The following is a 19,884-nucleotide window of genomic DNA, read 5'->3' as shown; positions in this document are numbered from 1 at the left end:
CACAATAGGGGCGAAGCGTTGCCGACTTGCCAGTAAAACTGCAGGTGAACCGCGGGCAAATCGTCACATGGCGACGGCAATCTGCCACAATGGAACGTATGAGTGCAACAGCGGAAGAGATTCTTGACGGATTGGATGAGGCGCAAAGGGCGGCCGCAACGGCCGTGGACGGTCCAGTGCGCATCATCGCGGGCGCGGGCGCGGGCAAGACGCGAACCGTTACCCGCAGAATCGCCTATGCGTGCGCCACCAAAGCGTGGAATCCACGAAGCACGATCGCAGTCACATTCTCCGTCAAAGCGGCGGCGGAAATGCGTAGCCGCCTATCGAAACTCGATGTCGCAGCCGACGTCAAAGCAGCCACCTTCCACTCCGCGGCCCTCCATCAGCTACGCCAAGTGTGGCCGGACGTATGCGAGGGGCCGATGCCGTTCATTTCCAGAAATCCACGTGAACTGGTGGAGCGCTCGCTGCGCCGCGTCACCGCCTTCCAAGTGGATGACGACACCATACGTAACTTGCAAGCGGAAATCAACTGGTGCAAAATCTCACTGATCGCACCGGAAGATTACGCGCGGGTTTGCGCGGCAACGCATCGACAGCCGCCATCAGGCCTCGAACCAAGCCAATTCGTAGACGTATACAAAGCGTATGAGGCAGAAAAAACCAACCGCAACGAAATCGATTTCGACGATATTCTGCTGATCGTTTGTCATCTGATGGAAAGCGACGAGGAAGTGGCCTCAGCTATCCGCTCCAACATCAGATGGCTTACCGTCGACGAGTACCAGGACGTTTCGCCATTGCAGCACCGTCTGCTCACCCGATGGCTCGGCTCAAACCGCAATATTTGCGTGGTGGGCGATCCGGCGCAGACCATCTACTCGTTCGCGGGCGCAAGTAGCTACAGTCTGCTCAACTTCGATTCGGAATTCGGTCCGCTCACCGCTGACATCAATCTGAACAACGACTACCGTTCCACGCCGCAGATCGTCAACTATGCCAATCGTGTGCTTGCGGCATCGCCGCAACGGGCCGATTATCTGAAGCTCAGCTCTGAAAGGAGCAAAGGACGGAGGGTCGTGGAAACCATATATGGCAGCGATTGGGAGGAAGCGCAAGGTGTGGCGGCGCGCATCCGCAAACTGGTGGATGCGGGGGAGTCGCCGGCCGATTGCGCGATTCTCACCAGAGTCAACGCGCAGCAGAAAATCCTGTGCAAGGCATTGGCCGAACAGCATTTGAGATATCGCGTGCGCAGGGATAGCGGATGGCAGAATTCCGCACTTTCCGACGACACGCAGACCAGACTGGCCATGTTGGAGGCATTGGGCGTCGGCGCGGATCTGAGCGGCGTGACCATTTCCACTATCCACGCGTCCAAAGGTTTGGAATTCAAGCACGTGTTCCTTATCGGCTGCTCGGAAGGACTCATACCGTATGGGTTGCCGCAGGATGACGACGTGCTTGAGGAGGAACGCCGGCTCATGTATGTGGCCGTGACGCGCGCCGAAGACACGCTTGACGTCTCATATGCGCGTACCCGTGAAGGCAATGAGGGTGAAAGGGCACGACGGGTGTCGCGCTTCTTCCGCTGATACTGCGAACGGAATAGCGCGATTACTCGGCGTCGGTATCGTTGTTGCTGCCGGATTCTGCGGAATCGTCAGAGTCGCTGCCATTGGTATCGGATTCGCCGCCCTTGTGCTCTTCCTCGTCAAGCAGCTTGCTGAGTTCGGCATCCCAATCGATGGTCATGCCATCGGCGTCGCCAAGGGGCTGCGACGCCATATCGGTGGCATTGGAAGCGGCGAACGTCGTATTTTCCGTGTTTTCCGACGATCCGTTGTTCTGCGACTGTGAGGTGTTGTCATCGTCATCATTCGGCAGTTGCGGCAGTAGATCGGGATGTGACCATTTCGCGTCTCGTGCCTGCGCGCCTTCCGTAGCGCAGATGTTATCCCACAATGCGGCCGCTTCACGCATGCGCTTCGGGCGTAATTGCAAGCCGATCAGGCTTTCGAAGGTGCGTTCCGCGGGACCTCCGATGGCGCGCTCGCGGCGGAGCATCTCACGAAGCTGTTCGATATGCGGAATATGAGCCATGCCGGCGCGCCACACTACGGTGTCTACCCAACCCTCTACCAAGGCGAGCAGATTCTCCAGCGATTTCATGGCCTGCTGTTGTTCAGGCGTGTCAGGGAACGCCACCTTGGTGATGTTCACCGCGTCGGCCATGGAATCCGGGTCGACGGACTGCGCATCGCGGATCTGCTCCTCCATGGCGTCCAAATCGATGCTGGTGCCACGGGCATACTTGCCCAACAGCGCCTCGAAGCGTGGCATCAGCCACGGCACGGAAGCGTACAGGCGCGAATGGGCGAGCTCTTGCAGTGCAAGATAGCTCATTACTTCGTTCACGTCGATTTCCAAGGATTTCGCATATTCGACGACATTCTGCACGATCAGGCCTCCAGCCGGATTCTTCAGCAACGAAATGCTTTGGTCGAAACTGCCGCGCACCTCATGCGACAAATCGCCGGCGGCACGTCCCAGCTGCATGGCGAACGACGTATTGCCGACGAAACGCATGAGTTTTGCCGGATCTTTCATATCATCGGGAATCGGAATCTGCACCGGACCGGCGAAAATGCCGGAAATTTCCGTATGGAATTCGGAATCGCCGAAACGCTGTGACAAAATCGAAGCCAGAGCGTCGCTCATCGACTCGGCAATCGGGGATGCAAACTGCGCCCAGGAATCGATGCATCCTTCCACCCAGCCTGCGCGGGTAAGCACCTGCGTTTCGCCTTGCGCGGGGTTGAATTCGCAAGCGGTGTCAAGCCACAGATTCGCCTCGCTGATGGCTCGCCGGGCCATCTCGCCGTACTCCGCGCTCACACTGGTTTCCGATCCTTCGCCATTGGCCTGCTGCAATGCCAATGATTTCGCCAGTTTGACGTTGATTGGACCTTCCTCGGTGATGTGCTGGATGTCTCCGAAAGTGTTGAGCCCGCCCGCAGTGAACGCCTGCATCATCGACCTGACCTCGGCCGGCTTGGGAAGCTTGCTCACATCCTGACTCATCAACTGGTCGCGCAACTCTTCCGGCATGTTGGAAAACTGGTTCCATGCCATCTCGCCTTGAATTGGTCCGAAACAATCGATAAACCATTGGCGGATCGCGTTCTCGTCCATGCCGGCCCTGCCTTTTCCTAAGCGTTTTTTCAAGTTTGGTTGGTTCCATACTATGTTATGGGAGGTATGCCCAAGATGAAGGAAACACGACGAATTCACGGCAAAAACACACGTAGCGGCGCTCCGGGACGTGTCAAACGATGGCTGATAGGCGCGGAAGGTTGGCTGTCCGCGCGTTCATGGCGTTATCTTGCAGGACCGTTGGTGGCGGTACTGTGCGTATTGGTGTTGATTATGCCCAGCGCGTATGTGGTGCAGGTGCCCGGCCCGACACAGAATGTGCTCGGGGAGGTTTCCGGCAAGCAGGTCATCGCCGTTTCCGGTGCGAAAACGTATAAGGATTCAGGCCAACTGCTGTTGGTCACGGTCAATGCTTCAGGCGTGCCAGGGTACCCGGTGTCGAACGCGCAGGCATTGGTGGCGTGGGCCGATTCGAAATCCACGGTGATGCCTCAGGAAGCGGTGGTTCCTGTTGGGCAGACCGCAGAGGAATACAAGCAGTCCAGCGACAAGGAGATGACGTCATCGCAGGATTCCGCCACCGCAGCGGCGAAAAAGTTCCTGGAAGAGCATGGTTATGACGTGTCCGGCATGAAGGTGTCCATGCATGTGGACGACATCGGCGGGCCGTCGGCGGGCATGATGTACACGCTTGGTCTGATCGACAAGGTGACCGGTGAAAAACTTTCTGGGGGTAAGATCATCGCGGGAACGGGCACTATGAACGACAAAGGTGAAGTCGGTGAAATCGGAGGCATCCGTTTGAAGATGCTCGGAGCGAAACGCGACGGAGCAACTTGGTTCCTTGCCCCGGAATCCAATTGTTCCAGCGTTGTGGATCATATTCCGGAAGGTTTGAACGTGGTGAAGGTGTCCACTTTGCAGGAGGCGTACGATGCGCTGGTTGCCGTCCGAGACGGCAAGGGTGCATCCCTGCCGCAATGCTCCGCGGGAGAGTGACGCATTCCGAGATATAAGAAAAAACAATCTCGCAAAGTGAGCAATTCCACGGTTCGTAACGTATATGTTCGAGCAGTGTTGGTATATTGACGAACGTGAATCAAACGGCATCTGATAACGCTGAAGAATTCGGTTTCCACGCCGGCGACCTGGTACAGGAATGGCTGTGGGACGATGATGTGGACGACTCGATCCGCGCCAAGATCGAGGAGCTGACCGGTGAAGAGCTGGTCGACGAGGACTATGATTCCGCCGTTGATGGCGTGATTATCTGGTGGCGCGACGGCGATGACGAAGACGAACTGTCTGACACCATCGTCGATGCGTATGCGGTCCTTGGAGACGATGGTCCATTGTGGGTGCTCACCCCGAAGCCGGGGCGCCCGGGCGCGGCAAGTTCAAGCACCGTGCAGTCCGCCGCGAAGACCGCCGGCATGAATGCAGCCACGCCGCTGACCGTCAGCGGTGACTGGAACGGCATCCGTCTGCGCGCATTCGGCAAAGGCCGCTGATCGTATTCGTTTTACCTGCCTTGGCACGCATGGCCAAGGTCGGGCGCTCATATAAAGGCTTGGAATCACACGATTCCGAGCCTTTTTTTGCTTGCGGAAGCAGTCGAAGAAGATGTTTCCATGAAATTGTCTATATTGACAAAAGTCATGATTTTGCTGACACGCGCACGAGATAGTTGGGAATATCAGAAGAGTCGGAACGGCTTATTTTTGCGGAAACAAAAGGTGGGCGATGAGGGACTCGAACCCCCGACATCCACCGTGTAAAGGTGGCGCTCTAACCAACTGAGCTAATCGCCCGCAAAGCTCCACTGTACAGTATTCGTTGCCTGCGACAGCTTCAACGTGTGTCGCGCTGCCCAATAGGGGTTCCTTCCATAGTAAATGCGTGAAAAATGGTGTGATTTGAGTGTCGATTCGCTGAATTTTCCACAAGAAAGCCAAAAGCGTCGAATCAATCACGTAGAGTGGGGACGTTGAGTAGTGCAGTAGGAGGTCGATAGCCAATGGCGCAGGAACCTGAATCCGAGAGGAACGCATCGGGGATCGCTCGTACTTCAAAGCGCAAGTGGGGGTATGATTCCGAACAGGTGGACGCTTTTCTTGAGCGTGCGCACATGCTGTACGAAGGTGAGGGAGCGCAACTCACCCAGCATGATATTCAGAATGTTTCTTTCGATTTGGTCAAAGGCGGCTATGTGATCGCCCAAGTGGACGCGGCCCTTGCTCGTTTGGAGCGCGCCGTGGTGGACAAGCAGACCACATGGGAGATTTCGCAGCACGGTCGTGTGGCGTGGAAAGCGCAGACCGAAAGTCTGTTCCGCCAGCTTGACGCCCATTCCAAACGTGAGCACGGCGAACGTTTCAAGCCAGGAGAAGGCAAGGAACCGAGCTATGACCGCAAGCAAGTGGATCGCATCGTCGATCAGTGCCTGACGAAGGCCGCTGGCGAGCTCGGCGTTGAGGAAGTGTCGGAAGACGATGCCAAGAAACTTGTCGATCTGAACTCCCAGACCGTGGCGAATGTGATCTTCACCCAGCGCAAGGGCAAGCGTGGCTATGACGAGCGTCAGGTGGATTATTACCTGAACGAATGCGTGCAGCTGCTGACCAGACTCGAATCCTATGCTCGTGTGGCCGACTTCGTGGGCGAGCCCTCCGAAAGCGCGATGACCGCAGCCAATCCGTCCGCAACCAGTCTGGCATCCCAAGAGACGCAGGTGGTCTCGCCGTTATTCGCCGTTCCAGCCGTTTCCGCAGAACCTATTGCGCAGCCCGCTCAGGTTCAAAACAGCACTGACTCCTTCGACGCTTTGAATAAGGCGGAACGTGAGATTTTCACCACGCCTGCAACGTCCCCGGTGAGCATTCCGGCCACTCAAACCGCTGCGCCGACGTATGCTCCCGTGGTTCCGCCTGTGTTCCAGCCAACCATCAGCACCCCGTCGGCTCCGGTAACTCCGGCAGCTCCTGTAACGCCGGAACCTCAGGCCGCTCCGGTTGCTCCAGCGGCTCCGGAACAGTCGTTGGCACACCTGTTCAAAGCGTCCAATGCGGTTGCCGAGGAGCCATCTTCCGCAGGAACGGAAACCGAAGCGTTCAATCCGCTTTCTGATGATGGCGCGCTGAGCTATGACGCTCCGGCCGCGCCTGCGGCTCCTGTGATTCCAGACACTTCGGTCGCACATCAGCCGGAAGAATCTCACGGCATCAACATCGCTCCCGATTCTTCGTTGGCTGCCTTGGCGCAGATGGCCCAGAACATCGACGCTCCCGATCCGGTCGAAGACACGTTCACTCCGCGCATGCCAAGCCTGTCGACGCCGAACCTTCCGCAGGTCAATACCGACTCGATTAATCTCGGAACCTTGCCGACCGTCCCACCCTCCTTCACGCTGGAACCAGCAACCTCCGCAGATCACTCGACAACGGCAACTCCCGTTGAACCGGCGAAACCGGCAGAGGAAGAGAAGAAGAACGAAACCAAGCCGGCAACCAATCCGATGTTCGAAGCATCCAACAGCAATCTGGATGTCGATATTCCCGACCTGTCGTTCCCCTCTTTTGAATAGGCAATCGCACTGAACAGGCTGACGTGACCGTCAGCCTGTTTTCGCGTTCACACGAATAATCCAAAACAAATACGGAGCACACGCATAACCCATGCAAACCTCAACCGTAGTCATTCTGGGATCCACCGGATCCATCGGCACCCAAGGACTTGACGTCATCTCCCGCCATCTCGACCGTTTCAACGTGGTCGGACTTGCGGCAGGCGGCTCCCACGTGGAACTTCTGGCCCAACAGGCGGTCCAATTTCACGTTTCGAAAGTCGCCATCTTCAACACAAACGCGGTCCATGCGCTCCAAGATGCGCTAAACCAAGCCGGCGCAAGCCATGTGGAAATCATGGCCGGGCCGGAAGCGGTAATCGCCATGGCCGGATCCGGTGCCGACGTGGTGTTGAACGGCATTACCGGATCCATCGGCCTTGAACCTTCGATTGCGGCACTGCAGGCAGGATCGCAGCTGGCGCTCGCCAACAAGGAATCCGTTGTGGCCGGCGGTCATCTGCTGTTCGACGCACAGGTTCGTGCGCAGCAGATCAATCCGGTTGATTCCGAACATTCCGCCATCTGGCAATCGTTGCGTTCGGGCACGCACGGTGAAGTGTCGAAACTCGTGGTCACCGCTTCCGGAGGTCCGTTCCGCGGTTGGAAACGCGAGCAGATGACCGACATCACGCCTGAACAGGCGTTGAACCACCCTACTTGGAATATGGGTCCGGTGGTGACCATCAACTCGTCCACGTTGATGAACAAGGGGCTTGAAGTCATCGAAGCGAGCCGTCTGTTCGACGTGCCTCCGAGCCGTATCGACGTGACCGTGCACCCGCAATCCATCGTGCATTCCATGGTGGAATTCCGCGATGGCGCCACCATCGCACAGGCTTCACCGCCTGATATGCGTCTGCCGATCGCGCTTGGCCTATCGGCTCCCGAACGACTTGGCAACATCGCAGCGGCCTGTGATTGGACGAAAGCCGCCATGTGGACGTTCGAACCGCTTGACGATGAGGCATTCCCCGCAGTGAGCTTGGCTCGACATTGCTTGGAAGCTTCCGAAAAGCATACGGCCGTGCTGAATGCTGCCAACGAACAGGCCGTTCACGCCTTCCTCGAACATCGCTTGCCATATCTCGGCATCGTCGATACCGTCAAGGAAGTGTTGGACGAAATGGATGCGGAACTGCGCGGCAATCCGCTATTCGCTTCCGTGGAGGAAATGAGCCAACTCGAGCTGGAAGCCCGTCGTCGAGCCGACGACCTGATAAACAAGTAACGGAAAACGAAACAAAACAAACAGACGAAACGTAAGTGACGCAAGGCTCCCTAAGTCGGGAGCCTTGTTATTGCAAGGATTTGACGTATGCCAGAAATCGAAAAGCCGTTCCGTAAAACCGGTGAGGCAGCCATTAGCGAAAGCCCGCTGCATCCGCGCCGCAAATCGCACCGTATTATGGTCGGCCCCGTTCCAGTCGGTGGGGGAGCGCCAATCTCGGTGCAATCCATGACCAATACGCTGACAGCCAATGTTCCCGCGACATTGCAGCAGATCGCGGAACTGACCGCAGCCGGCTGCGATATCGTGCGCGTGGCCGTACCCAGCCAGGATGATGCCGACGCATTGCCGGAAATCGTAAAGAAATCACCGATTCCGGTCATCGCCGATATTCATTTCCAAAGCAAATACGTGTTCCAGGCCATTGACGCGGGCTGCGCTGCGGTGCGTGTGAACCCCGGCAACATCCGCAAATTCGACGAGGTTGGCCCTTCCATTTGCAAAGCCGCCACGGACGCGGGCATTTCGTTGCGCATCGGCGTGAACGCGGGCTCGCTCGATAAGGAACTGTATGCGAAATATGGCGGTCCGACGCCGGAGGCACTGGTTGCGTCCGCCATGAAGGAAGCGCGCATGTTCGAAGACGTCGGCTTCCATGATTTCAAGATTTCCGTCAAGCATCATGATGTGATCACCATGGTGGAAACGTATCGTCTGCTCGCTTCCAAGGGTGATTGGCCGTTGCATCTTGGTGTCACCGAAGCTGGACCGGCATGGCAGGGCACCATCAAAAGCTGTTTGGCATTCGGTGCGCTGCTGGCTGAAGGCATTGGAGACACGATTCGCGTTTCGCTGTCGGCACCGCCCGTCGAAGAAGTGAAAGTCGGGTGCAAGCTGCTGGAATACATGGGATTGCGTCCGCGCAAGTTCGACATTATCTCCTGCCCGAGCTGCGGTCGTTCCCAGGTTGATGTGATTCAGTTGGCCAATGCGGTGACCGAAGGTTTAAAGGATGTGACCGCGCCGATTCGCGTGGCTGTTATGGGCTGCATCGTCAACGGTCCGGGCGAGGCCCGTGAAGCCGATTTGGGTGTGGCATCCGGCAACGGCAAGGGACAGATTTTCATCAAGGGCAAAGTCATTCAAACCGTGCCGGAAGACCAGATTGTGGAAACGCTGCTGGTCAAAGCGCAGGAGATCGCCGCGCAGATGGAAGCGGACGGACAGGTGCCCGTCAACGCCACAGGACCGGTGGTGGTGCCGGTGGCGCAAGGTAATTGTTGATTTCGCTGACCGCGGGCGGTCGATTGCAGATTGTGATCGGCCGCCCGCTGGTTTTGCTGGTTGTCGATTGCCATTTCAGCTGGAGTCGGTACAATGAACGGCGTGTCAGATCAGGAACGTCAGTCAGTCATGTCCAGCGCGGAGAGCCAATCCAGTCAGTGGACGAGGGGCAGACGGCTGATGGTCAGTCTGCCTATCTTCATCATCCTGCTGGGCATTCTGGTGTCGGTATCCAATTTGACGGCATCGTCATGGGAGTACGAGCCAACCGGTCAAACCATCGAAACGTTATCATCCGACACGGCAGTGACCTTCGATAATCCTTCCGGCAAAACCCTTGCCAAACGAGGCGATTACGAAGTGACGCAACGATATGTCACCATTGAGGCGAAACAGCCGTCAACCGGTGAAATACAACAGGTCAAAGTGTTGATTCGAGAGCCGAAAGACGCGGGAAACAATCGGCCCGGCGTGGTGTTCATGCATGGTGCCGGATATGGCACCTGTGACAACTCATTTGGAGACATGGCCACCGATCTCTCATCCGCAGGCTTCGTGACGGCCGTGCTCGACAAGCCGGTATGGTCCACCAACGATGCGACCCGTGATTACCCGGGCTCCGCGGCCATTTACGATCAGGTCATCACCATGTTGCGTGATCTCGACAACGTTGACGCTTCGAATGTCGGCATTTACGCGACTTCCGAAAGCACCTGGATTTCCTCATATCTGCTTGATCAAGACCCCGACGTGGCATTCCAGGTGTTGCTGAGCCCAATGGTGTATTCGCCACGACATTCGTTGGGATTCCTTGCCGCACAGGATTTCGCGCTGGTCGGAGCGCATGATGGATACCAGTCCATTGTGCGCCGCGCGTTCAACATCGATGCGGAATTGTTCGGCCTGACCAATCTCGACCTCGACACGTTGAATCCCCAAGCCTATTCCATTCCCACGCTTGTGGCATACGGCACCAAAGACGTGATGACCGCGCAGGTGGAAGGTACGGAGAAAATCATCGACATGGCGCATAAGGCGGGCAATTGGGACGTGACCGTGCGCACATACCCCATCGCCAACCATGTGCTCCGACTCGGCGACGAATCCAACAGCGGCACTCCGTTCGCCGACGCCTACGTGGATGATGTAATCAGTTGGGCTGTCGGCATCACGCGGGGACTGCAGCAGACCAGCGAGCGTGTGGCCGGTACCAACTTGTATCAGTCGATTGCGGTGCCGTTGGAATTGCAGGCGAACAGCGGGCTGACCATTTATCTCGTGGTGCTGCATGCCAGCATGGTGCTGTTGCTGCTGGTGATCGGCGTGCTGTGGCTGATTGTGCTCGTACGTAAGATTTGGGCGCATGCGCATCGACGCCGATATGTGTTGGGGCTGAGACCTGTGTTCAAAAATGCGTTGATTACGCTTGCCGTTGCCACCATGGCCACTTTTGTGCTGTTTGGTGCAGGATTGGGCGAAGTGGTTATGGGCGTGGTCAAGCTAGCGTGGGGTGGCGCTCCCGCCGAGGATCCGGGCATGATGTATTGGAGTTGGCCGGTTATTCAAATGGTGTGTGTTGTTGTGGTGTGGGCGTGGTCTCGCGTGTTCGTGCGTCTTATCGAGGAGGCGACGAATCGTGGCCTTGCACAATGGCCACCGCGTAAGGGGGCTATAGGCGCGATTGTGAGTGGCCGCCAGCCGGTGCTCGCGTCGACGAGGTTCGGCCGTGTGATGTTTTGGATCACGGCGGTCACCATGCTGTATGTGCTGTTGGTGTTCGCGTTCTGGGGATTGTTTATTTACTGATATCGCGGGAGAGTGCGGCTGGCGCGAGAACGTGCGGAAAGTATAGATAGTTCAGTTAAGAAAACGAGTCGAGGCGAAGGAGGTGTGTGAATGCCGTTGTATCAGGACGAGGGCGTGGTCTTGCGTACCGTCAAACTTGGCGAAGCTGATCGTATCGTCACTTTGCTGACACGTGACCATGGCAAAATCCGCGCCGTCGCCAAAGGTGTGCGTCGAACCAAATCGCGTTTCGGAGGTCGTTTGGAGCCTTTCATGCGCGTCTCGTTGCTTATTGCGGAAGGGCGTTCGCTTGATGTGATTTCCCAAGCCGAGTCGGTGTCGGCGTATGCGAGAGGCATCTGCACCGATTTCAAGGCGTATACCGCAGCGAATGTGATTTGCGAAACCGCTGACAAGCTGGTGGTGACGGAGCAGGAGCGTTCCGTGGCACAGTATCGGCTGGTGTTGGGAGCGTTGAATGCCCTTTCCAAGCATGCGCATGAGGCTGCTGCGATTGGCGATTCCTACGTGATGCGTGCTCTTGCGATCGCTGGCTGGACGCCGCGTTTGCGTGCCTGCGTGGTGTGCGGGGAGCCGATTTCTGCTGATCGTCCATGGTTCTTTTCGATTTCCGCGGGCGGACTAATGTGTTTGACCGATCATATTCGTGAATCGTTTGATGTTTCGTGGAATGCGATCTGCCAGCTGCAGGCGCTTGTAGACGGCGATTGGGGAGAGCTGGACGGTACGGCGTTGCTTCCGGAAACCCGACAAATGGTGGAAAAATGGGGTGAATACTATTTGGAACGTCCGATTCGTTCCATGCGCTTGCTAGATTAGCGGGTATGGCTTTTGAGAACGTGGATTACAAGTCCCTTGACATTCCGGCGGCACCATTTTCTGACCCGTCGATTATTCCTGATTTTCCGAAGAACAAGGTTCCGCGCCATATCGGCGTGATCATGGACGGTAATGGTCGTTGGGCGCAGCAGCGTGGGCTGATTCGCACCGACGGGCATCAGGCTGCCGAACCGGTGGTGTTCGACACCATCGCAGGTGCCATCGAAGCCGGTGTGCGTTACCTGTCGCTGTATACGTTCTCCACGGAGAACTGGAAGCGTTCCCCGCAGGAAGTGCGCTTCCTGATGGGCTTCTCGCGTGATATCATCCACCGTCGTGTGGAGCAGATGAACGCGTGGGGCGTGCGCGTGCGCTGGTCCGGCCGACGTCCGAAACTATGGAAATCCGTTATCGACGAATTGGAAAAAGCACAGGAACGTACCAAAAACAACACGACCATCGACGTGGTGTTCTGCCTGAATTACGGCGGACGTGCCGAAATCGCGGATGCTTGCGCGGCAATCGCAAAGGAAGTGCGTGACGGCAAGATCTCCGGCGATCGCGTAACGGAAAAAATGATTTCCGAGCACCTGTACAATCCTGATATTCCTGATTGCGATTTGGTGATTCGTACTTCCGGCGAACAGCGCACGTCGAACTTCCTGCCGTGGGAAGCGGCATATGCCGAACTTGATTTCGTGCCGGAACTGTTCCCCGATTGCGGTCGAGACGTGCTATGGCGTTCGATCGACCACTACATTCACCGCGACCGTCGTTTCGGCGGCGTCAAAAAGTAGTTTTTGCTGAGTTGATTAGGTTAACTGCGGGGAGAACATAATGTTCTCCCCGTTTTGTTTGTTACAACGTGCTGATTCGGGTGGTGAAGGTGGGGACGAAACGGGAGGAGTCGACTTGGAAGGCTACGTGGATGCGGGGTGCGTTGGAGTCGATCAGTCCGGCGGGATCGCCGATGGTTCGGCCTCGGGTGCCGTGGAAATCGCCGGTTTCGAGTTCGACTTTCATTGGTAGGTCGATACAGGTCACCAGCGACGGGTCCACGGCAACGGCGGCGGCCAGCGGATCATGTAATGGCATGCCCTGTGAAAACAGTCGCGCGTCGGCCTTGAGGTTTGCGGCAATGGAAAAATCAGCCATGTCGGCGAGGAATACGCGCACATCGGAAGCAGATGGGCTTGCAGCCACACTCGAGGTTCGAGCTGAAGCTGCATTTGAACTACCAGCTGAACCATCAAGTGAATCAGCGACTTGGGATGCGGTCGAGCTGGTAAGTGTGTCAGCATTCGCTGCTTCACGCCAAGCACGGGTCGCATCGGAACCCATCAGGCATTGAAGCGTTACGTCCAAGCCGACCATGGTGATGTCGGCACCGGAATGGAACACGCGATCTGCGGCTTCCGGATCCTGAATGATGTTCGTTTCCGCAGTCAGATCCCAACAGTTGCCTTCCTGCGTCAACGTGCCGCCCATCATCACCAGTTTGAGTTTGCCGGCAATATCCGGTGCGGCCGCGATCGCAGCATCAATATTGGTCAGCGGACCGGTCGTAACCACAGTGACGTCGAAACCATAAGCGCGAACCTGATCAATAATGAACTGCACGCCTTCGGAAACCGAGTCGGCGGAAGAATCATCAGCATGAATAAAAGAAGCCGAATCCGTAGTAAGCGACAATTCAAACGAATCAACCGCAGGATTCGCATGAACATCATCCAACGCATATCCGCCAACGGAAATCAGACTACGATAATCACGAGAAAAAACAGTATCAGAACCGGAATTATCCGAAAAAATATCTGAAAAAGCAGTATCCGAAGACGAACTATCGCAAGCCGGGCCGAATCCTCCCAATCCGTCCGTGCCGTGAAACTGCGCACAACCTGCATCCGGAATGAAACACCGAGCCCATGAAGGATGCGACGATCCACGTATCACCGGAATGTGCCGAAGCCCCAACCGTTCCAGCACATACGAAGTATTGCGAACCGCAGTGTCGACGGAAACATTGCCGTACGTGCCGATCACGCCAAGCACGTCAACAGTGTCGAACGTCGCAAGGTATGCCAACGCCAGTGCATCGTCGATACCGGTGTCCACATCAAGAATCAGTCGTGTCATATTTGTATTTAATCAAACTCGTGCAATGAAGCCAAATGCAACGCATAATGGTGCGGCATCCCACAAACCATGTTCAACCCGAACTGAGCAAGCAGTGTTGGGCATGAAATAAAAATGCAGGATGCCGTATTCCAATATTTTCGATTATTCGTACCTGAACGGGTTACAAACCTACTCGTTCAAACCCGATTATTTCAGGAATTCGTCGGTGGCGAGATCCTTGGCTTGCGGAGCGTCGTGCACCACCTTGTCATGCGAATCGGTGTAGGCGTCTTCCTGAGCGAGGAAGTCGAAATACTGCTGGGCGCCTTCAACGTCGTTCGTACCGAACGTGAACGAACCATCCTTGATCTTGGCGGGATCGCCCCAATACTGACCGTCCACAATGGTTTTCATGCTTTTCTTGACGAAATCAAGCTTGAGATTCGCGTCGGGAGCTTCCTTCACAAGGATCTTCGCTGCATCGTCAGGATTCGAATATGCGTACTCGTAGCCCTTCTTGGTGGCTTGTACGAACTTCTTCACCAGTTCGGGATTGTTGGAAATCGTCTTGTCGCTGGTGATCACGCCAATGGTGTCGGCATTGCCGGGAACGCCGTAATCCGGTTCGGTAAAGCAGTTGAGCTTCGGACCGTACATGTCGGCCTGCACACCCTCCCAAGTGGCATAGAAACCACCGAAATCAGCCTTGTTGCTGGACAGCGTTTGGAACGTGGACGTGCCGACGGTCACCTTGTCGAATTCGCCCTTACCTCCGTCCGACTGAATCATGCGACGGATCACCGCATCGGATTCGTTGGATCCGAACGTGGCGAAAGTCTTGCCGTCGAAATCCTTCGGGGATTTGATTTCAGTGTTGGAAGCGAGCGAACACCAGATGGCGCTTGGCTTCTGCTGTACCTGCAGCACCTGCTTGATGGTTGCGCCCTTAACAGCGTACGTGCTTACGTTGGTGAGATTCGACAATGCGAAGTCGGCCACGCCGTTGTTCACGGCCTGTTCGGCACCGGCCTGTGCCACGGCCACGATATCAACGTCAAGACCTGCCTCTTTGAAATAACCCTTGTTTTTCGCCACATATACGCCGATATGATTGGTGTCGGGCGCCCAGGACAGCATGAAGGTCACTTTGGTCAGATCGCTGCTGCCAGATGCTGTGCTTGTTGCGGAATCGTTGCTTTGTCCGCATGCGGTAACGCTGAACAACATGGCGATTGCGCTGAAGAGTGCGATTATTGTGCTTGCGATGTGAGTACGTGCGGTGGCGTCATGCCTGCTGAAGATGCTCATAAAGCGATTTCCCTTGAATCTGTATTCTCTATCGTTTTCTAGGGATATGCTGCGAGCGGAGTTCGGGCAGAAAACGATACGAAGGGCCTCAGGCCCCCGCTCGTCCAATGCCCCCGACATTCCTTACGGTGCCTAGTGAAAGGCGTGGAATATTGCCGGTTTGCCACACATTGGCTTAACAGCGGATTTTATTATACGTAGGCAGCGTGACCGACATGCAATGCGGAGTGGCGAATGCTGCGAATGCTGCGTTTGCAGAAGGCCGATGATGTTTGGCGTGTTTGACTTACTGGTCTGCATCGGGATCGGCGTCGGCATCAGCTGGGCCGAGCAGGACGCGTTCGCTGAGGTTCACCAGGCACACCAGAACGCCGGTGATGGCGATGATGACCAGCGTCGCCGAGAAGATCAGCGGTGTGCGGAACGAGTTGTAGGCGGCCTGTAGCCAAATGCCAAGACCTTTGCGCGCGCCCAAATATTCTGCGGTGGCGGCGGTGGCGAAAATGTATGCGGCGGAAACGCGGATGCCGCCATAAATCTGACGAGCGGCCACACGCAGCTTCACATGCCACAGTGTCCACGCTTTCGTGGCGCCACAAGTCAGCGCAACATCCGAATAAAACTGGGGGACCGCTTCAAGCCCACGAATCGTCTGCACTGCAATCGGGAATAAGCCGAATACCGTTACGATCACGATTTTTCCGGAAATCTCAAAGCCAAACCAGATCAAAAATAGGGGAGCGATGGAAATCAACGGCATGGTCTGCGCAGCTGAAAGCAACGGGAGCAATGCGGCGTTCGCAATGCATGAGCAGTACAGCAGTATGCCGATGAGAATGCCGAACAGTACGGCGAACAGGAATCCGACGGTACCTTCAAGCAAAGTGACTTGCGTGGCAGGCCATAACGTCGACCATGTTTCGACGGTGGCCTGTGCGATTTCGCTTGGCGCGGCGATCATGGTGCTGGGCACATTGCCGATGCGGACCCACGCCTCCCATACCGCCAGCAACAGCACTACTGCAATAACCGTGGGAATACGGCGTTTGCAAACGTGAGCAAAGGCGGACAAAGCTTCGAGAAGTTTTGCGACAATGCCGGCTTTTGAATTCGTGTTCGCAGCCATGCCCGAACCCATGTGCGAACTCGTGTTTGAGGGTATGGATCCTGTTGCCGAATCCCTGCGTTGAACGTGCGAAACCGCCATCGTTCACCTTGCTTTCTGCGCCATAGTGGGCGCGCACGTGACCGGTGGCGAGAAATCAGTAAGGTGAGGAGCCTGCCCGCGTTCCGGTCAGAAAAGTTCATTACCGGGGTGCCAGTATAAAGCACTCCCTAAACCACGTTCCAAACCAAAACGAAAGGCGGGTTTCGTATCTCATTCGACACGAAACCCGCCTTACTCTTTACCCCTTGCTACTGCCTTGGATTAGCTTCACTCCAGTCCGATGGACTTCATGGTGTGGAGCTTCAAGGACTTGACCTCAAGCGTGCCGGATTCGGCAACAAGTTTGATGGCTCGTGGGCCTTCGGAAGCGTAGCTGAAGGAGCTCATGGCCTGACGGCCGTCGTTTACGTACACTTCCACGCAGCCGCGATCCACAAACACGCGCAGCTTGAGCTCGCCGGAAGCCAGTTCTTCGGCGGAAAGCGGCGCGGTACGGTAGCCACGATCGCCCTGGGCTGCGGCCTGACGGTCGATCACCACGCGGCCGATCTGATCGTCGAACGCCACATACGTGTAAGAGCCATCCTCAGTCGCGTGAATCTTCAGACCGGCGCGTTCCGCGGTGGAAGCGTTGAGATCGATGGTCATTTCGATTTCAACGGCTTCGGCATCGTCGGCAATGGTCTGCTCGCCATTGACGTCCAGCGAGATCGCACCGAAATCGGTGGTGTTTTCGCGCAAGCCCTCCATTTCGGCAACCGGAGCGGTGTGCAGATCGCCGTCGGCGCCCAGGGTGATCTCACGCGGAAGGGTCAGGTTGCCGCACCAGCCGTCATCCTGCATCGGAATCGGCTCAACGAACGGGCTCATCCAGCCGTATACGATCTGGCGCTCGCCATCGTTGAAGGACTGCGGAGCGTAATAGTTGTGGCCGCAATCCCACAGGCGAAACTCGGTTTCCGGCTGGAACGCCTCGCCCGGGGTCCACGTGCCGATCATGTAGCCGGCGTTGGAAACGTTGCGGTTCATGAAACCGGAGGCCTTTGCGCCCATGGCGGAGAAGCCGATGACCCACTTCTCATTGCCCTCGGCGTCCTTGATCGGGAAGAAGTCCGGGCATTCAAGCATGAAGACGTTCGGATCCGGGTGTTCGAACAGCACACGCTCGTAGGTCCAACGAACCATGTCATCGGAGGAGAACAGCCACATCTGGCCGCGCTTTTCTACGGAGGAGACACCGAAGGTCATGTACCACTTGTCTCCGGTCTTCCATACCTTCGGGTCACGGTAGTGGTGGTCGACCTTATCGAGCGGGCAATCGATGATCATGCCGCGCTTGGTGGCGCTGGTCAGCTCGTCGTTGTCTGGTTCGGCGATCATCTGCACCTGCCAGTCGCCGCCGGTGTTGTCGATGCCGTTGGCCCAGCGGTGGCCGGTGTAGTAGAACTTGAGCTCGCCGTCATCGCCGATCACTGCGGAACCGGAGAACACGCCGTCTTTTTCCTCTTCGAGAGTCGGGGCGAACATGATCGGCTCACGCTTCCAGTTGAGCATGTCGGTGGATGAGACGTGGCCCCAGTGCATCGGACCCCACTGGGTGCCGTACGGGTGCAGCTGGTAGAACACGTGCCAACGGCCCTTGTAGAAGCACAGGCCGTTCGGATCGTTGATCCAGCCGCCGTTGGATGCGATGTGGAACTTCGGGTACCAGCGGTTGTTGCGTTCGGCGGCCATGGCTGCAACGCCTGCTTCCGCCTGTGCCAGGGCTTCGCTGTGGTTCTTGATTTCGTGAAGGACGGGTGCGTCCGGGGTGAAGCCAGTCATCGTTGAATAGCCTTTCTTGTGATTGTTGAATTGCTGCTTATTGAGTTTTGAGTAAAAGTTGTAAGAATGCTGCCCGAAGCGGAAAAAGGGGAAACGCTTCGAGCAGCACGATTCAGTTATGTTCTTGGCTGGACTTGCGATTGCGTTCAGGCATTCGCTTCTGCAGCGGCCTGGGCCTTGAGCTGCTTGTCGGTGTAGAACGGATCACCGCCGACTTCCTGGTCGTCCTTCTTGATCACGAAGAAGCCGTAGATCAGGGCTGCCAGCACGATGCCGGAGATGGTGAAGAAGGTCGGGCGATCGCCCATGGCGTCATGCAGGGCGCCCATCGGGGTGGAGAAGATCACCTGGCCGATCTGGGAAGCGATCTGGAAGCCCACCATGTACAGGGTTGCCGACAGCTTGGTGTCGAAGTGCAGGGTGAAGTAGCGGAATGCCGGCAGGCAGAACAGCGGAACCTCGATGGAGTGGAACAGCTTGACGATGGAGACGCTGACCGGATCGTGGAACACGCCGCACAGGCCGATGCGCAGGAACATCACGGTTGCACCGAGCAGCAGGGAGTTGCGCACGCCGATCTTCTTCATGATGATCGGAACGACACCCATCATGGCGGACTCGAGGAACACCTGGAAGGAGTTCAGGGTGCCGTAGGTGGCGTTGCCGATTTCAGTGGTGGAGAAGAGGGAAGCGTAGTAGTTCGGGAACATCTGCTGATCGAACACGGTGTAGAAGGTGTTGGTGAACAGCATGAAAACGATGAGCACCCACAGGGTCGGCATCTTCAGAACGGAAATCATTTCCTTGAAGGACGGGTTGGTCGGAGCCGCGTTCGGATCAGCTTCCTTCTTGAGCTCTTCCTTCTGCTCGGCCGGAACCCAGAAAGCGTAGATGCACAGCATGCCGAGGCCGCAGATGGAGCCGACCCAGAAGTTCAGCAGCGGGTTGATATTGAACAGGAAGCCTGCACACAGCGCCACGATGGCGTAGCCGAATGAGCCCCAAGCTCGGGACTGGCCGTATTCGAAGCCGAACTTGCGGGAGTAGCGTTCGGTGAGTGCCTCGAACAGGGAGCAGCCGGCCATGAAACCTGCGGACAGCACGATGGAGCCGATGAGCACGCCGATGAAACGGGTGGTGCCGCCGGCTGTCAGCATCGGGGCATACACGAACTGCACGAACGGGCCGACGAGCGCTGCGATGGCGGAGACGAAGATCACGAGCTTACGCTTGATGCCCAGTTGGTCCTGGATGGCGCCGTAGGCGAACATGATGACCAGGGTTGCCAGGGAGTTGATGGAGTAGATCTGGCCCTGCTCGGCGGAGGTCATGCCCAGACCGTGGGCCGGGTCGGTAAGCCAGCGGGAGAAGAAGGACCACCAGATGCCCCACGAGCAGAAGAACATGAAGATGCCGAAGGAGCTCTGCAGGTAGGAAGGATTCTTCCATGCAGATCGAGTTGTACTTGCCATGTTGTTGTTTCTCTGTTTCTCTTTGTTTGTGCCGCTGCCGCGCGGCACCTCGGTTGTGTGCCGATGTTGTGTT

At 56.6% G+C, this 19,884-nt stretch carries 15 protein-coding genes and 1 tRNA gene; 9 read left to right on the top strand and 7 right to left on the bottom strand.

Features of this window, described 5'->3' with window-relative positions; translation table 11 throughout:
* Positions 1 to 89: 89 nt before the first annotated feature.
* Positions 90 to 1,598 carry an ATP-dependent helicase gene (locus BBPC_RS06755; RefSeq protein WP_004220772.1) on the top strand — a complete coding sequence of 503 codons (1,509 nt, stop codon included), beginning with the start codon at positions 90 to 92 and terminating at the stop codon, positions 1,596 to 1,598.
* 22 nt (positions 1,599 to 1,620) lie between these two features.
* Here the strand turns inward: BBPC_RS06755 and BBPC_RS06750 are convergent, their stop codons facing one another.
* Positions 1,621 to 3,198 (bottom strand): zinc-dependent metalloprotease, encoded by a 1,578-nt coding sequence (locus BBPC_RS06750; RefSeq protein WP_004220770.1) that lies wholly within the window; start codon positions 3,196 to 3,198, stop codon positions 1,621 to 1,623.
* Between the two features lie 66 nt (positions 3,199 to 3,264).
* Between BBPC_RS06750 and BBPC_RS06745 the strand changes: the two genes are divergently transcribed.
* The gene (locus tag BBPC_RS06745) at positions 3,265 to 4,158 is read left to right on the top strand and encodes a YlbL family protein (RefSeq protein WP_080550610.1); all 894 of its coding nucleotides are present in this window, start codon (positions 3,265 to 3,267) and stop codon (positions 4,156 to 4,158) included.
* 86 nt (positions 4,159 to 4,244) lie between these two features.
* The gene (locus BBPC_RS06740) at positions 4,245 to 4,670 is read left to right on the top strand and encodes a DUF3052 domain-containing protein (protein WP_004220767.1); all 426 of its coding nucleotides are present in this window, start codon (positions 4,245 to 4,247) and stop codon (positions 4,668 to 4,670) included.
* A gap of 226 nt (positions 4,671 to 4,896) precedes the next feature.
* Here the strand turns inward: BBPC_RS06740 and BBPC_RS06735 are convergent.
* Positions 4,897 to 4,970: transfer RNA gene (locus tag BBPC_RS06735), tRNA-Val, on the bottom strand.
* A gap of 206 nt (positions 4,971 to 5,176) precedes the next feature.
* On the opposite strand from BBPC_RS06735, the gene BBPC_RS06730 reads away from it, so the two are divergent.
* From BBPC_RS06730 to BBPC_RS06705, 6 genes are all read left to right on the top strand, one after another.
* A complete protein-coding gene (locus BBPC_RS06730; RefSeq protein ID WP_004220762.1) occupies positions 5,177 to 6,742 on the top strand; it encodes a DivIVA domain-containing protein in 1,566 nt (521 codons plus the stop codon).
* A 91-nt stretch (positions 6,743 to 6,833) separates the two neighbouring features.
* Complete coding sequence (gene dxr / locus BBPC_RS06725; RefSeq protein ID WP_004220760.1) at positions 6,834 to 8,012, top strand: 1-deoxy-D-xylulose-5-phosphate reductoisomerase; 1,179 nt, start codon at positions 6,834 to 6,836, stop codon at positions 8,010 to 8,012.
* A gap of 87 nt (positions 8,013 to 8,099) precedes the next feature.
* Positions 8,100 to 9,296, top strand: coding sequence for a flavodoxin-dependent (E)-4-hydroxy-3-methylbut-2-enyl-diphosphate synthase (gene ispG / locus BBPC_RS06720; RefSeq protein ID WP_004220758.1), 1,197 nt, complete (start codon positions 8,100 to 8,102; stop codon positions 9,294 to 9,296).
* A gap of 93 nt (positions 9,297 to 9,389) precedes the next feature.
* Entirely contained in the window at positions 9,390 to 11,102 is a 1,713-nt protein-coding gene (locus BBPC_RS06715; RefSeq protein ID WP_004220755.1) for an alpha/beta hydrolase family protein, read from the top strand.
* A gap of 90 nt (positions 11,103 to 11,192) precedes the next feature.
* Positions 11,193 to 11,921 carry a DNA repair protein RecO gene (gene recO, locus BBPC_RS06710; RefSeq protein WP_004220752.1) on the top strand — a complete coding sequence of 243 codons (729 nt, stop codon included), beginning with the start codon at positions 11,193 to 11,195 and terminating at the stop codon, positions 11,919 to 11,921.
* Between the two features lie 5 nt (positions 11,922 to 11,926).
* Complete coding sequence (locus BBPC_RS06705; RefSeq protein ID WP_004220750.1) at positions 11,927 to 12,718, top strand: isoprenyl transferase; 792 nt, start codon at positions 11,927 to 11,929, stop codon at positions 12,716 to 12,718.
* 61 nt (positions 12,719 to 12,779) lie between these two features.
* On the opposite strand, the gene BBPC_RS06700 is transcribed toward BBPC_RS06705, so the two are convergent.
* The 5 genes from BBPC_RS06700 to BBPC_RS06680 all read right to left on the bottom strand — a co-directional run bounded on the left by BBPC_RS06700 (position 12,780) and on the right by BBPC_RS06680 (position 19,811).
* Positions 12,780 to 14,057: a nucleoside hydrolase gene (locus tag BBPC_RS06700; RefSeq protein WP_004220748.1), complete on the bottom strand. Its 1,278-nt coding sequence runs from the start codon at positions 14,055 to 14,057 to the stop codon at positions 12,780 to 12,782.
* Between the two features lie 189 nt (positions 14,058 to 14,246).
* Positions 14,247 to 15,347 carry an ABC transporter substrate-binding protein gene (locus BBPC_RS06695; RefSeq protein ID WP_022244716.1) on the bottom strand — a complete coding sequence of 367 codons (1,101 nt, stop codon included), beginning with the start codon at positions 15,345 to 15,347 and terminating at the stop codon, positions 14,247 to 14,249.
* A gap of 286 nt (positions 15,348 to 15,633) precedes the next feature.
* Positions 15,634 to 16,473 carry an ABC transporter permease gene (locus tag BBPC_RS06690; RefSeq protein ID WP_227572310.1) on the bottom strand — a complete coding sequence of 280 codons (840 nt, stop codon included), beginning with the start codon at positions 16,471 to 16,473 and terminating at the stop codon, positions 15,634 to 15,636.
* Positions 16,474 to 16,782: 309 nt separating this feature from the next.
* On the bottom strand, positions 16,783 to 18,339 hold the full coding sequence (locus BBPC_RS06685; RefSeq protein WP_004220742.1) for a glycoside hydrolase family 32 protein: 1,557 nt from the start codon (positions 18,337 to 18,339) through the stop codon (positions 16,783 to 16,785).
* A gap of 146 nt (positions 18,340 to 18,485) precedes the next feature.
* Positions 18,486 to 19,811, bottom strand: a complete 1,326-nt coding sequence (locus BBPC_RS06680) for an MFS transporter (RefSeq protein WP_022244713.1) — start codon at positions 19,809 to 19,811, stop codon at positions 18,486 to 18,488.
* Positions 19,812 to 19,884: the final 73 nt, after the last annotated feature.

The sequence above is a fragment of the Bifidobacterium pseudocatenulatum DSM 20438 = JCM 1200 = LMG 10505 genome, assembly GCF_001025215.1.
Classification (GTDB): domain Bacteria; phylum Actinomycetota; class Actinomycetes; order Actinomycetales; family Bifidobacteriaceae; genus Bifidobacterium; species Bifidobacterium pseudocatenulatum.
Note: the sequence above shows the minus strand (reverse complement) of the source record. Positions and strands in the feature narration are given on the sequence as shown.